This is a genomic window from Streptomyces sp. NPDC102437, from assembly GCF_044765565.1.
Taxonomy (GTDB): Bacteria; Actinomycetota; Actinomycetes; order Streptomycetales; family Streptomycetaceae; genus Streptomyces.
This window is the reverse complement of the sequence record NZ_JBIWKI010000008.1, coordinates 174,426-187,500: the sequence shown is the minus strand read 5'-3', so window position 1 is coordinate 187,500 and position 13,075 is coordinate 174,426. Positions and strand designations below refer to the sequence as shown.

Genomic DNA, 13,075 nt, shown 5'->3' with positions numbered 1-13,075 from the left:
GGGGGCGACAGTGGCCAGCGACGGATTCGATTTCTCTCCCGGAGCGCAGATCCCGCTCCAGGGTTCGGGCGGACAGGCGGTGGCGACGAACGCCCTCGCCTCCGCCGCGTACCGCGACAGCCCGGTGGAGAAGATCCTTGACGCCAACAGCGAGTGGCACAAGTCCGAAGTCAAGGTGGGCCGTTCCAAGCTCTTCAAGTCCGACTATTTCAAGCCCAATCTCGGCGAGGCGTTCTCCCGCGCCGTCCAGGAACGCATGCTGGGCGGCGCCCGCAAGGCCCTCATCCAGTCCTTCGGTACGGACCCGCAGACCGTCGTCGAGCACTGCCTGTCGGCGACCCGCCTCCGCAAGAGCCGCGACACCAAACTCACCGCCGTCACCGCCCTGTTCGGATTCCTCTTCCTGCCCGGCATGATCCTGTGGGTCCTCGCGTTCCGGCTGCGTGACTACCTCGGCAACACCAAGGACAAGGCGCTCTCCGCCCTGGGCGGCGCGCTGCTCCCGATCATCGGCATCGTGGCGCTGGTCTTCCTGGTGGGCCTGCCGCTCACCGGATTCCTGGCGCTCTACGTCCGCCTGATGATCGTGGCCCCCGTCATCGGCTGGTTCATCGCCAAACGGATCGCCGAGTCCTCCGCCAAGGACATGCGTGCCCGTTGGGAAGGGCTGCTCTCCGGCGGCGGCGTCAGCGCCAAGATCCCCGAAGCCGTGCCGAAGAATCCCAACGAGACCTCCCGCGAGGCGCTCCGCCAGGGCCTGGAGAAGCTCACCGCCGAGCAGCAGTCCAACTCGGTCTTCTACGCGGGCCCCAAGGGAATCCTCGGCATGGGCACCCGCTGGGGCAGCTGGCAGCTGGCCGAGGAGCTCGTCTCCAAGGAACCCGGCAAGGAATTCCACCAGTTCCGCAGCTGGGACCTGATCCGGGCCATCCACGACCAGCTCAAGGTGCTGGAGCGCGGCCCGCTGAACACCGGCGGGTTCCCCACTCCGTCGGTCACCCACTGGATCGTGTCCCCCGTCGGGGAGAACGCCGACTCGGTCTCCCGCCCCGCCGGCGAGGACGTCGCCACCTTCCAGGTCAAGCCGCACGAGATACAGCGGATCTGCAATCACCAGCAGTTCGGCGGCGGTGACCGGCACTATCTGGGGGTCCAGTTCACCCTCTGGGACGGCCAGTTGGTCATCACGATGATGATCACGGTCACGGTGCTCTACGAAACCCTGCGCATCGAGGTCACCGGGCATGCGCTGGGCCCGGTCCACTCGCTCTTCACCAGCAAGCCCGCGGCCAAGACCAAGACGGTCAACAAGACCGTCCGGTTCTGGGAGACCCGCGACATCACGCTTCCGCTGGTCGAATCCAGCGAGGTCGTCCGGCTCGCCCTGCGCGCCCCGTTCACCTGGTACCCGCCGCTGCTGGACTACCTGGGCGGCAAGATCGCCCTGCCGGAGCCGTTCGGCCTGCGCCACGCCTGGGCCGAGAAGCCGTGGCGCCACCGCTTCATGGCGGACGACGCGATGCGGGCCGCGACGCCGGTACTGCGTGCCGTCCACAGCGCCGCCCTGCGCGTCCTCGACGAGAACGGCGTCGACACCGAGCGCTTCGACAATCGCTCGATGATACTGAGCGGCGCGGTGCAGGACCCGACCCCGCGCAAGGCCGATCTGTACGACGCGTAGCCGGTCACCCCGACGCGAGGGCCTGCCCGGCGGATCAGGACCGGGCACCCCGACGCGACGGGGCCTGCCCTGATCAGGGCCGGACAGACGCGAGGGCCGCCCCGGCCGGAGATCGGCCGGGGCGGCCCTCGCGCGAACCACTGACGGGATCAGCCCTCCGGCCAGGCATCGGCCAGCATCTTGCGGGTGTCGGCGAGCAGCTGCGGCAGCACCTTCGTGTGGCCGACCACCGGCATGAAGTTGGTGTCACCACCCCAGCGCGGCACCAGATGCTGGTGCAGATGGGCCGCGATACCGGCACCCGCCACCGAACCCTGGTTCATGCCGATGTTGAATCCGTGCGCCCCCGAGGCCGTCCGCAGGGCCACCATCGCCCGCTTGGTGAAATCGGCCAGCTCCATGGTCTCCGGACCGTCCAGCTCCGTGTAGTCCGCGACATGCCGGTACGGCACCACCATGAGATGGCCGCCGTTGTACGGATACAGGTTCAGCACGGCGTACACGTGCTTGCCCCGGGCGACGACGAGCCCGTCCTCGTCCGAACTCGACGGGATCCCGCAGAACGGACAGCCGTCGCCGGCCTCCGGGCCGGTCGGCTTGTTCTCGCCCTGGATGTACGCCATCCGGTGGGGCGTCCACAGGCGCTGGAACGCGTCGGGCGTTCCCACTCCGATCTGCTGCTCCGGCTCACTCGTCATGGCGATCAGCATATTGCTTCACTCCCGGCGTGCGTGTCGCCGGGGCCACCCCCGTCGGCGTACGGAGATGCTGAGGCGATGAGCGACCGGGCCGCCGACTCCACCCCTGAACGCCTCCGGCGCTGGGAGCAGCGCACCGAGGTGCCGCTCCTCGGCGTCTCCCTGCTCTTCCTGCTCGGCTACGCGGTCCGCGTCCTCGTCCCCGAGGACACCGAGCCCTGGCGGGACGTCGCCCTGGTCCTGGTCGGTGCCACCTGGCTGGTCTTCGTGGCGGACTACGTCGTACGGTTCCGGCTCAGCGGCCTTCGCCACCGCTTCTTCCGGATCCACTGGCTGGACACGCTGGTGCTGCTGCTTCCGCTGCTGCGGCCGCTGCGCCTGATCCGGGTCTACACCGCGGTCCAGCAGCGCCGGGAGCAGCCTCGGCTGAGCCTGTACGCCCGTGTGATCAGCTACGCGGGCGCGTCCTCCCTGCTGCTCGGTTTCTCCGCGTCGCTCGCGGTCTACCACCAGGAGCACAAGGTCCCGGATTCCACGATCCATACCTTCGGCGACGCGGTGTGGTGGGCGTGCGAGACGCTCACGACGGTGGGGTACGGGGACGCGGTGCCCATCACTCCGGGCGGCCGGGTCGTCGCCGCGGGCCTGATGATGTGCGGGCTGGCGCTGCTGGGGGCGGTGACGGGTTCGTTCTCGTCGTGGCTGCTCCAGGTCTTCAGGCGGGAGGACGAGAAGAGGCCCCCGGAGGGCGGGTAGCTCTCCGGAGGCCTGTCACCTTCGATGTGTCGGTCAGACCTGGACGCGGTCCTCGACGGCCTTCTGGATCTTGGCGATGGCTTCCTCGACCGGGATGCCGTTCTCCTGCGATCCGTCGCGGTAGCGGAAGGAGACGGCGCCGTTGGCCATGTCCTCGTCGCCCGCGATGATCATGAAGGGCACCTTGGCCTTCTGCTGGTTGCGGATCTTCTTCTGCATCCGGTCGGAGGAGGCGTCCACGTCGACCCGCAGCCCCTTCTTCCGTGCCTTGGCCGCGAACTCCTGGAGGTACGGGATGTGCGCGTCGCCGATCGGGATGCCGACCGCCTGGACCGGGGCAAGCCACACCGGGAACGCACCCGCGTAGTGCTCCAGGAGCACCGCGAAGAAGCGTTCGATGGAACCGAACAGAGCACGGTGGATCATGACCGGGCGCTGCTTGGTGCCGTCCGGGCCGGTGTACTCCAGGTCGAAGCGCTCCGGGAGGTTGAAGTCGAGCTGCACGGTCGACATCTGCCAGGTACGGCCGATGGCGTCCTTGCACTGCACCGAGATCTTCGGGCCGTAGAACGCGGCGCCGCCCGGGTCCGGGACCAGCGGCAGCCCCTGCTTCTCGGCGACCTGGCGCAGCGTCTCGGTGGCCTCTTCCCAGATCTCGTCGGAGCCGACGAACTTCTCCGGGTCCTTGGTGGAGAGCTCCAGGTAGAAGTCGGTCAGACCGTAGTCGCGGAGCAGGTTCAGGACGAAGGTGAGCGTCCGGTCGAGCTCCTCGGCCATCTGCTCCTTGGTGCAGTAGATGTGCGCGTCGTCCTGCGTGAAGCCGCGGGAGCGGGTCAGACCGTGCACCACGCCGGACTTCTCGTACCGGTACACCGTGCCGAACTCGAAGAGGCGCAGCGGCAGTTCACGGTAGGAGCGTCCGCGCGCGTCGAAGATCAGGTTGTGCATCGGGCAGTTCATCGGCTTGAGGTAGTAGTCCACCCCGTCGTCGAGCTGCATGGGCGGGTACATGCCGTCGGCGTACCAGTCCAGGTGGCCGGACTTCTCGAAGAGCTTGCCCTTGGTGGCGTGCGGGGAGTAGACGAACTCGTAGCCCTCCTCCTCGTGCCGACGGCGCGAGTAGTCCTCCATGGCGCGGCGGATGATGCCGCCCTTGGGGTGGAAGACCGCGAGACCGGGGCCGATCTCGTCCGGGAAGGAGAAGAGGTCGAGCTCGTTGCCGAGCTTGCGGTGGTCGCGCTTGGCGGCCTCCTCCAGGAACTCCAGGTGGGCCTTGAGCTCATCCTTGGTGGGCCAGGCGGTGCCGTAGATGCGCTGGAGCATCGGGTTCTTCTCGCTGCCCCGCCAGTACGCCGCGGCGTTGCGCATCAGCTTGAACGCCGGGATGAACCGGGTGGTCGGCAGGTGCGGGCCCCGGCAGAGGTCCTTCCAGCACAGGTCGCCGGTCTTCGGGTCGAGGTTGTCGTAGATGGTCAGCTCGCCGCCACCCACCTCGACGTCCGCGCCGTCGTCCGAGGACGCGGAGCCCTTGATTCCGATGAGCTCCAGCTTGTACGGCTCGTCGGCCAGCTCCTCGCGGGCGGCCTCGTCCGTCACGACCCGGCGGGAGAACTTCTGGCCCCGCTTCTGGATCTCCTGCATCTTCTTCTCGATGGCCTTGAGGTCCTCGGGAGTGAAGGGCTTCTCGACATCGAAGTCGTAGTAGAAGCCGTCCTTGACCGGCGGACCGATGCCGAGCTTGGCCTCGGGGAAGAGCTGCTGCACGGCCTGCGCCATGACGTGCGCGGTGGAGTGCCGCAGGATGTTCAGGCCGTCCTCGGACGAGATCTCGACGGGCTCGACGACCTCGCCGTCGGCGACTGCGTACGCGAGGTCCTTCAGCTCACCGGCGACCCGGGCGGCGACGACGGTGCGCTCGCCGGGGAAGAGCTCGGCTGCCGTAGTGCCCGTCGTCACCACGCGCTCTTCCCGCTCGGAATCGCGTTGGATGATCACACGGACGTCTGACACCGGTCTCTCCTGACTCAGGGGGAACGCACGCATGCGTAATGCGCGTGCGATACGAATCGTACCGAGGAGCGGGCCCCCTCTGCGAAACGGTTCGGGCAGCCGGCCCCACCGCTCCCCCGCAGGGCCCTCCCCCAGCGCCCTATTCGCCGGTGCACGCCTCCTCGAAAAGGTCGACGTTCTCCTGGAGCGACTTCATCAGCCGGTCCCGCTCCGCCTCGTCGACCTGCACGGGCACGACGTGCGAGGTCCTCGTCAGCCGCCGGAAGCCGCCGCGGCTCTCCAGCCTGCCCTCCACCCGGATCGGCAGCCCCACCAGATGGGCGTGGCCGGCGATCCGGTACGCCTCCTCGTCCAGCTCCAGCCGTACGTGCGGCACCTCGGCGCCCGCCAGCACCCGCAGCCGCACGACCCCGGGGCCGCGCGGCGCCGAGCGGCGCATCCGGACGACGGCGCCGGTGATCCGGACCGTCATGGCGGGCTCGTCGTGGAGGTAGCGGGCGCCCGCCCGGCGCAGGGCCGGCAGATCGCCGGGGGAGAACTCCACCGGCTCGGGCCGGGCCGGGCAGCCCTCGGGGGTACCGGCGGCGGGCGCCCACTCCAGGGCGATCCCGGCCCCTTCCGAGCCCTGGACGAGTGCGACGACGGCCTCGGTCAGCTCCCGGCTGACGCCCGCCTCGACGGCGGTGTCGAAGGCTTCGTAGCCGCCGGTGGCCCGCTGGTAGTCCACGGCCTCCCGGGCGGCGTGCAGCGCCTGGTGGAGCCGTACGGCGACGGCCCGGCCCGGTTCGACCGGCACGAACGCGGCGAGCTCCCGGCCGCCGGGCGCGGGCCCGACGAGGATGCCGTCGAGCGCGGCCCTGGCCCTGCGGCGGTGGCGTGCGCCGTGGTAGCCGGTGTTCGCACGTACGGCTAGGGCCCCGGCGAGCAGTATCTGCCGGGCGGCCGTGTGCAGCCGCTCGGCCCCGGTCCAGCCCGCCGCGCCCGCGACCGTCTCGGGGACCTCTCGCCACCAGCGGATCTCGTCGCTGGGCACGGCGAGCGAGACCAGCACCTCACGGGCGGAGGGTGCGGCGCTGCGGGCGAGCGCGGTCAGCGCCTCGGCGAGGAGGTCCTCGCTGTCGGGGAAGGCGGTGGTGTCGGGGACCAACAGGCTCGTCCCGCCGCCGGGCGGGGCGGGTGGGCCCGGCGGGGTCCACCGGCTGTAGCGCCCGGCCGCCCCGCCCCGGCGCCGCCAGCCGTGCCGGCCGAGCAGGGCGCCGAGGACCGCGGGGTCGACCCGCGCCGGGTCCGGGACGCCTCCCTGGAGGCCGGGAGCATCGGACCAGGGCCCCGCGGACTCCGCGGGGTGCGGGCGGGTGGCTGACGGGATCGTTCCGTCCGCGCAGTCACCGTAGTCGTCGTATGTGCCCATCGGCCGGTGCATCAAGGTCTCCCTCCCGCCCCTACGCGGGTCATGATCTCGCACAGCGCCCGGTCGTCGAAGATGCGCGAGGTGGGGATCCGCACGGTGGTCCGGTGCCGGCCCGTCACCGCGTGGCCGGCCAGGTTGGTCCAGTAGCAGCAGTGCCGCAGGTCGAGCCGGTCATGCCCGGCGCGCAGCCAGTCGTCCTGGCTGCGCGGCACGATCATCACCACGAGGATCTTGTGCACCGACACCGGTGTCCGGGCGAGCTTGACGAGGTGGGCGTTGTCGAGCGTGAAGGCGAACGTCGGCCCCGGCGGGTTCGGCGCAACCTGGTACGTGCATTTGAGCTGGACCTTTATGGTCACTTCGTCGTCCACGGCATGGCCCGGCGCGCCGTGGCTGACGTGCCAGTCGATGCCGTTGTCGGGGAAGGGCTGCGACAGGGAGCACCCCGCCGCGGCCGCGACCGCGTGCAGATAGCCCACCTGGAGCGTCTCCATGCAGGCGGTGGTTGCGAGTGTGCCGCGCAGCGGTTCGGACCGCTGTGACAGCAGCCCGCTCGGTTCGGGCTGCGCGAGCGCCATGGCTGCGTGTGCCTTCCGGGCTGTGCCGATCGGTTCTCCGGTCGGGGGCAGCGGACAACTTCCGTTCCCCTCACCTGTGTTGTCACCGCACGGGACGGCCCGCAAACGGCGTACGAGGCAAAGGGCGCGGGTATCACCGGACCGGGCAGAGGAATCACACATCTGCCGTTCGGGCACGAGGAGTTCGGGGATGACTCACTGGTACGAGGGGCCGCTGGCCGCTTTTGACACCGAGACAACAGGAGTCGACGTCGAGGGGGACCGGATCGTCTCGGCCGCCCTGGTCGTCCAGGACGCGGCGGGCGGGCGGATGCGCGTCACCCGCTGGCTGGTGAATCCGGGGATACCGGTGCCCGTGGGGGCGACCGAGATCCATGGTCTGACCGACGATCACCTTCAGCGCAACGGCCGCTGGCCGGCGCCGGTGGTGGAGGAGATAGCCCGCGCGCTGGCCGAGCAGTGCGCGGCCGGACGCCCGCTGGTCGTGATGAACGCGCCGTTCGACCTGACGCTGCTGGACCGCGAGCTGAAGCGCCACCGTGCCTCGTCGCTCGGGAAGTATCTGCAGAACTCCCCGCTGTGCGTGCTGGATCCGCGCGTGCTCGACAAGCATCTGGACCGCTACCGCAAGGGGCGGCGGACCCTCACCGATCTGTGCGAGCTGTACGGAGTGGTGCTCGACGGCGCCCATGATGCGGCAGCCGATGCGGCGGCCTCGCTGGAGCTGGTGCGTGCGGTGGGGCGGCGGTTCTCGTCCCGGCTGGAGCGGCTGACCCCGCCGGAGCTGCACACCCTGCAGGCCGCGTGGCATGCGGCACAAGCGCGTGGACTGCAGGCGTGGTTCGCGAAGAACGGCACGACAGAGGCGGTGGATCCGGCCTGGCCGCTGCGCCCGGAGCTGCCTGCAGCGGCATGAGAGGGTGCCCGGCCCCTGTTTTTGCACACGCAGAAGCCGGTCCGTCGATTCTGCTGACGGACCGGCTTCTTCCGGGTGGGCGATACTGGGTTCGAACCAGTGACCTCTTCGGTGTGAACGAAGCGCTCTCCCACTGAGCTAATCGCCCGGGAACGGGTTGAACCATACAGGGCTCCCGGGGTCCGGTTCAAACCACTTCCAGCCTGGCTGTGAGACCCCGCCGCCCGGCACGCATCATCAGGGCGTGATTGACCCGGAACACCGGGCGTCCGGGGACCGCCAGCAGCCGCATCAGCCGCCGGTGCACCTCGACCTCCTGCTCGTAGACGGCCCGGCTGCCACCGCCGTGCCGGGTGACCGTCCAGCGGACCCAGCCGTCCAGATCGCCGCTGAGCGTCGCCTCGATGACCCCGGCCCGGGGGTCGCGGCGGCGCTCGCGGACGGTCATGACGAGGTCGTACGGGAGGAGCGAGCGGATGCGGGTGGTGCCGGTGATGCCGTCGACCGGGGTGACCTCGCGGATCTGCGGCCACCAGCGCGGGTAGTCATCGGCGCGTTCGAGGATCTCGTACACGGCGTCGGGCGGGGCGGGAAGGTCCCAGATACTCACGAATCGGTAGTGGCTCCAGTCCATGGATCCAGTCTGCGCGTACTCAGCCGGGGAACTGAGTATCCGAGCGCATGTCCGAACCTGTGGCTCGCGCCACACTCGCGTCCATGGAACATGTGCCCCCACCCGCCGAGGAATTGGCGCTCCTCGATCGCGAACTGGCCCGGCTGGACGCCCGCCGGTCCCAGTTGCTGATTCGTCGTGCCTGGCTGCTGAGCGTGCTGACGCCGCCCGCCGGGCCTCCCGGCGCGCCGTCGGCCCCGCAGCTCGCCGCTCCGTTCGGTCCGCCGTCGCCGGCCCGGCCCGCCGCGCCGTTCGCGGCCCCGTTCGGACCTCCTGCCGCCCAGACCGGACCGCGCAGTGCGCAGAACGTGCTGCTCACCCTGGGCGGTCTGCTGCTGACGATCGCGGCGACCGCGTTCACCCTGGTCAGCTGGGGCCACATGGGGATCGCCGGCCGTTCGGCGGTGCTCGCCGTGGTGACGCTCGCGGCGCTCGCCGCTCCCGCCGTGCTGCTGCGTCGCGGGCTGTCCGCGACGGCCGAGTCGCTGGGTGCTCTGGCCTCCGTGCTGATGATCCTCGACGCCTACGCGCTGCACCGGGTGGCGGTGCCGGAGGCCGACGGGCCCGGTTACGCCTCGGCCGCCTCGGCGGTGCTGGCGGTGCTGTGGGGCGGGTACGGGCTGCTGCTCGGCCGGCTGCGGCTGCCGCTGCCCCTGGCGGTGGTGAGTGCTCAGCTGCCGCTGCTGCTGTGGGCCTGGTCGGCCGGCGCGGGTGCCTTGGTGTTCGGCTGGGCACTGCTGCTGACGGCGGCGCTGGACTGCGCGATCGCGCTGCGGGGGCCGGGCGTCGCGGTCCGGGTGACGGCCTGTGTCGGCTGCTGGACGACGGGCCTGCTGGGACTGCTGGTGGCCCTGGGACAGTCGGTGTCCGCCGAGGCGGCGTCGGGTGCGGTGGCGCCGGCCGCGCTCCTGCTCGCGGGCGCAGCGCTCGCGCTGTTCGGAGCGTGGCGCGCGCCCCGGGGCTTTCGTTTGGATCAGGCCGGATCAGGCACCGGGGCACGCGAGCCCGGCGTGATCCAAACGAGAGGCCCCCAGGGTCTCGCGGTGGCCGGCGGTGTGCTGGCCGGGCTGTCCGGTGTGGCGGCGGTGGGTGGTGTGCTGCGTGCCGGAGTGGACTGGCACTGGTCGGTGCCGGTGTATCTGCTGTGCGGTGTGGCGCTGTTGGCGGCCGTGCGCGCACCGCTGCCCCGTCCGGTCGGCCAGGGTCTGGTGTGGGCCTCGTCGGCGGTGACCGCGGCGGCGGTGCTGGCCGCGGTGCCGCCGGTAGGCATGTCGCTGCTGGGTACGGCGTCGCAGCTGGCCCGCGTGTGGACCGGCGCTCCCGACGGCGGTGTGCGGGGTGCGCTGGGCACGGAGGGCCTGGCGTGGTCCCGGTCGGCCGCGTCCCCGGTGGTGTTGCTGGTGGTGGCCGGTCTGTTCGGGCTGGCGCACCGGGCCTGGCCCCGGCTGGTGCGGGTCGCCGGGGCGGTGGTCTCGCCGGGTCCGGCCTGGCGGAGTGCGGCGGGGGCCGCGGCGACGGCCCTCTGCTGGGCGGGGCTCACCGCGCTGCCCGCGGTGCTGGGGCTCTCGTACGCGGCGTCCGTGTCGGTGCAGTCGGTGCTGGTCGCCGCGGTGTTCGCGGTGGCGGTACGGGCTCTGCGCCGCGGGACGGGCCCCGTGGGGACGACCGCGCTGGTGTGCGGCCTGGCCGGCGCGGTGAGCGCGGGGCTCCTCTCGCTCGCGGCCCAGGCCGCGACGTACGCGGTGTTCTCGGTGCTGCTGCTGGTGCTCGGGGCCGCCGCGGTGCTGCTCGACGGTGCCGCGATTTTGGAACGGGAGCTGCCGGACGCCCGGGCGGCGCGTGCTGCAGGGGCACTGCGGATCGCGCAGGCGGTGCCGGCGTGCGGGGCCGTGCTGTGCGCGATGGTGCTCGCCCGTGCGGCCGGCGCGTCACTGGAACTCGCCGGTTACCGGGCGGCGCCGCTGATGCTTGCCGTCCCCGTGGTGACGGTACTGCTCGGTGCCCGGCTGCGGAACCGCCCGCAGGCTCTTCCCGTCGAGCTGACCGGGGCCCTGTCGGCCGTGGTGGCGACGATCATGGCGGTGCCCGACGGGCCCTTCCTGGCGCTGGTGCTGGCGCTGTGCGGGGTGCTGGCGGCGGGCACTGCCGTACGGGCCGAGCGTCGGCCGGTGGCCGGGTACCTGGCGGTGGCGCTGTTCGTCCTGGCGACCTGGGTGCGGCTGACGGCCTCGGGGGTTTCGGCCCCGGAGGCGTACACGCTGCCGGTGACGGTCCCCGCCCTGGCGGTCGGTGTGCTGCGCCGGCGTCGCGACCCGGAGGCGTCGTCGTGGACGGCGTACGGGGCGGGTCTCTCGGCGACGCTGGTCCCGAGCCTCTTCGCGGCCTGGGTCGATCCGCACTGGCTGCGGCCGCTGCTGCTCGGGGTGGCGGCCCTGGTGATCACCCTGGCGGGCGCGCGGCTGGGGCTCCAGGCACTGCTGCTGGTCGGTGGCGCGGTGCTGGCCCTGGACGCCGTGCACGAACTGGCGCCGTACGTGGTCCAGGTGGTCGGCGCGCTGCCGCGCTGGCTGCCGCCCGCCCTGGCCGGGCTGCTGTTGCTGGTGGTCGGTGCGACGTACGAGCAGCGGCTGCGCGATGCGCGGAGGCTGAAGGAGACCGTGGGCCGGATGCGCTGACGCAACGTCGCATGGCAGGCGCTCGCGCGAACTCGCCCGTGAAATCGAGCAGTTCGCGCCCCGGCGTCGCCTCTGCGGGAATTCCCGGCGTGGTTCTCGAATCGTCCGTGGCATTGCTCACGGACGCCGGGGACCGAACTCTTTCCGGGAATTCCCGTGGCCGCCCGATCGTGCCGACCGCGATATCCGGATACCACTCCTCGATTTGCGGACCCGGACCGTCCGCCACCGCATGGATTGAATCGTTCACGAAAGCGCTTGTGAATCGCCGCGAAGGACCCGGCGACGACCCGCGGCCGGCCGGGAACGGAAAACGCAGAGGGCCCGTGAGACTCTGCGGTCTCACGGGCCCTCTGTCCGGGGTGGGCGATACTGGGTTCGAACCAGTGACCTCTTCGGTGTGAACGAAGCGCTCTCCCACTGAGCTAATCGCCCGGGCGCAGGCCAAACATTACCCCATGTCAGCGGCGCCCCATGACCACCACCGGGTCACTCGTGAATCTTCCACGGCATGGTGATGCCGAACTTCCAGACGTAGATCCCCACCAGCACCGCGATGATCACCAGGCCGATCGACGTGAGGATGATGTTGCGCCGCCGGACCTTGGGGTCGAGCGCCCGCTGGGCGGCCTCGGTCACCTTCCGCCTGGTCCAGCGGAGCACCAGCTGCGCCCAGACGAACTCGGTCGCCCAGATCGCCATGCCGCCGAAGATCACCAGCCAGCCGGGTCCGGGCAGCGGAAGCATGATGATGCCCGCCACGACCACGGCGAAGCCGACGACGAAGACGCCGACCTGCCAGCTCAGGTGCAGCGTCCTGGACGCCTTGATGAACCCGGGCGCCCGGGAACCGAGCTCCCGTTCCTTGGTCACACCCTCGGTGACCTCACCCGTCACGCCGTCCGTCCTGTCCCCCGCGCCGGACACCGGTGTCGCCGGTGCGGCGTCCCCGTTCCGCACGTCACGCTCCGCATTCATGACAGCCAACCTACCGGAACGGCCTTCGTCACCGGAATGGCCGCATAACCGAAAGTTACACACCGCCGTACGAGCTACCTGAAGGAACACAAAAAGGTCAGAGGGGTTTACAACGCCACCGTAGGTGGCATGTCGATTTCGCCGACGTGCGAATCCCCGAGCGCACACTGAGCGAAAGGCCCTGGCGCTTATGAACACCACGGTCAGCTGCGAGCTGCACCTGCGCCTCGTTGTGTCGAGCGAGTCCTCACTGCCTGTACCCGCGGGCCTGCGGTATGACACGGCCGATCCGTATGCCGTGCACGCCACCTTCCATACCGGAGCGGAGGAGACGGTCGAATGGGTATTCGCCCGCGACCTCCTTGCCGAGGGGCTGCACCGGCCCACCGGCACCGGAGACGTCCGCGTCTGGCCATCCCGTAGTCACGGCCAGGGCGTCGTCTGCATCGCGCTGAGCTCCCCAGAGGGCGAAGCCCTGCTCGAAGCCCCGGCGAGAGCCCTGGAGTCGTTCCTGAAGCGGACCGACGCCGCGGTTCCGCCAGGCACCGAGCATCGTCACTTCGACCTCGATACGGAGCTCTCACACATCCTGGCCGAGAGCTGAGCCAGGCCGAGAGCTGCGCGGCGCCGTCCGACTCGGGGAGACGGCGCCGCGCGGAAAACCTCATAGGGATGACACCTGCGCCGTCATCACGGAAT

11 protein-coding genes and 2 tRNA genes are annotated in these 13,075 nt (G+C 70.7%); 5 read left to right on the top strand and 8 right to left on the bottom strand.

The annotated features are described in order from the left end of the window. The first annotated feature begins 10 nt into the window (after positions 1-10). A complete protein-coding gene (locus tag ACIRJP_RS13155; RefSeq protein ID WP_404172122.1) occupies positions 11-1,681 on the top strand; it encodes a hypothetical protein in 1,671 nt (556 codons plus the stop codon). A 149-nt stretch (positions 1,682-1,830) separates the two neighbouring features. Here the strand turns inward: ACIRJP_RS13155 and ACIRJP_RS13150 are convergent, their stop codons facing one another. Further along, complete coding sequence (locus ACIRJP_RS13150; RefSeq protein ID WP_266735925.1) at positions 1,831-2,391, bottom strand: HIT domain-containing protein; 561 nt, start codon at positions 2,389-2,391, stop codon at positions 1,831-1,833. Positions 2,392-2,457: 66 nt separating this feature from the next. Between ACIRJP_RS13150 and ACIRJP_RS13145 the strand changes: the two genes are divergently transcribed. After that, complete coding sequence (locus ACIRJP_RS13145; RefSeq protein ID WP_404172119.1) at positions 2,458-3,135, top strand: potassium channel family protein; 678 nt, start codon at positions 2,458-2,460, stop codon at positions 3,133-3,135. Positions 3,136-3,168: 33 nt separating this feature from the next. Here the strand turns inward: ACIRJP_RS13145 and thrS are convergent, their stop codons facing one another. From thrS to ACIRJP_RS13130, 3 genes are all read right to left on the bottom strand, one after another. Beyond that, positions 3,169-5,145: a threonine--tRNA ligase gene (thrS, locus tag ACIRJP_RS13140; protein WP_404172116.1), complete on the bottom strand. Its 1,977-nt coding sequence runs from the start codon at positions 5,143-5,145 to the stop codon at positions 3,169-3,171. A gap of 139 nt (positions 5,146-5,284) precedes the next feature. After that, the gene (locus ACIRJP_RS13135) at positions 5,285-6,568 is read right to left on the bottom strand and encodes a hypothetical protein (RefSeq protein WP_404172113.1); all 1,284 of its coding nucleotides are present in this window, start codon (positions 6,566-6,568) and stop codon (positions 5,285-5,287) included. Beyond that, positions 6,568-7,134, bottom strand: coding sequence for a DUF4365 domain-containing protein (locus tag ACIRJP_RS13130; protein ID WP_404172110.1), 567 nt, complete (start codon positions 7,132-7,134; stop codon positions 6,568-6,570). The genes ACIRJP_RS13135 and ACIRJP_RS13130 overlap by 1 nt, the downstream gene beginning before the upstream one ends. Before the next feature lie 190 nt (positions 7,135-7,324). Between ACIRJP_RS13130 and ACIRJP_RS13125 the strand changes: the two genes are divergently transcribed. Beyond that, a complete protein-coding gene (locus ACIRJP_RS13125) occupies positions 7,325-8,050 on the top strand; it encodes a 3'-5' exonuclease (RefSeq protein WP_404172107.1) in 726 nt (241 codons plus the stop codon). A gap of 76 nt (positions 8,051-8,126) precedes the next feature. Here the strand turns inward: ACIRJP_RS13125 and ACIRJP_RS13120 are convergent. Then, positions 8,127-8,198, bottom strand: a tRNA-Val gene (locus ACIRJP_RS13120). 39 nt (positions 8,199-8,237) lie between these two features. Further along, on the bottom strand, positions 8,238-8,684 hold the full coding sequence (locus ACIRJP_RS13115; RefSeq protein ID WP_404172104.1) for an SRPBCC family protein: 447 nt from the start codon (positions 8,682-8,684) through the stop codon (positions 8,238-8,240). 83 nt (positions 8,685-8,767) lie between these two features. Here ACIRJP_RS13115 and ACIRJP_RS13110 point away from each other — a divergent pair, with 83 nt between their 5' ends. Then, on the top strand, positions 8,768-11,398 hold the full coding sequence (locus ACIRJP_RS13110) for an SCO7613 C-terminal domain-containing membrane protein (RefSeq protein WP_404172101.1): 2,631 nt from the start codon (positions 8,768-8,770) through the stop codon (positions 11,396-11,398). A 363-nt stretch (positions 11,399-11,761) separates the two neighbouring features. Here the strand turns inward: ACIRJP_RS13110 and ACIRJP_RS13105 are convergent. Next, positions 11,762-11,833, bottom strand: a tRNA-Val gene (locus ACIRJP_RS13105). A gap of 54 nt (positions 11,834-11,887) precedes the next feature. Then, positions 11,888-12,376: a TIGR02611 family protein gene (locus ACIRJP_RS13100; protein WP_404172098.1), complete on the bottom strand. Its 489-nt coding sequence runs from the start codon at positions 12,374-12,376 to the stop codon at positions 11,888-11,890. Between the two features lie 190 nt (positions 12,377-12,566). Here ACIRJP_RS13100 and ACIRJP_RS13095 point away from each other — a divergent pair, with 190 nt between their 5' ends. After that, positions 12,567-12,980, top strand: a complete 414-nt coding sequence (locus tag ACIRJP_RS13095) for an SsgA family sporulation/cell division regulator (protein ID WP_003959770.1) — start codon at positions 12,567-12,569, stop codon at positions 12,978-12,980. Positions 12,981-13,075: the final 95 nt, after the last annotated feature.

Coding starts and splice junctions, on each gene's coding strand:
- ACIRJP_RS13150 (WP_266735925.1), bottom strand. CDS start 2,391: ATGCTGATCGCCATGACGAGTGAGCCGGAGCAGCAGATCGGAGTGGGA.
- ACIRJP_RS13145 (WP_404172119.1), top strand. CDS start 2,458: ATGAGCGACCGGGCCGCCGACTCCACCCCTGAACGCCTCCGGCGCTGG.
- ACIRJP_RS13135 (WP_404172113.1), bottom strand. CDS start 6,568: ATGCACCGGCCGATGGGCACATACGACGACTACGGTGACTGCGCGGAC.
- ACIRJP_RS13130 (WP_404172110.1), bottom strand. CDS start 7,134: ATGGCGCTCGCGCAGCCCGAACCGAGCGGGCTGCTGTCACAGCGGTCC.
- ACIRJP_RS13125 (WP_404172107.1), top strand. CDS start 7,325: ATGACTCACTGGTACGAGGGGCCGCTGGCCGCTTTTGACACCGAGACA.
- ACIRJP_RS13115 (WP_404172104.1), bottom strand. CDS start 8,684: ATGGACTGGAGCCACTACCGATTCGTGAGTATCTGGGACCTTCCCGCC.
- ACIRJP_RS13110 (WP_404172101.1), top strand. CDS start 8,768: ATGGAACATGTGCCCCCACCCGCCGAGGAATTGGCGCTCCTCGATCGC.
- ACIRJP_RS13100 (WP_404172098.1), bottom strand. CDS start 12,376: ATGAATGCGGAGCGTGACGTGCGGAACGGGGACGCCGCACCGGCGACA.
- ACIRJP_RS13095 (WP_003959770.1), top strand. CDS start 12,567: ATGAACACCACGGTCAGCTGCGAGCTGCACCTGCGCCTCGTTGTGTCG.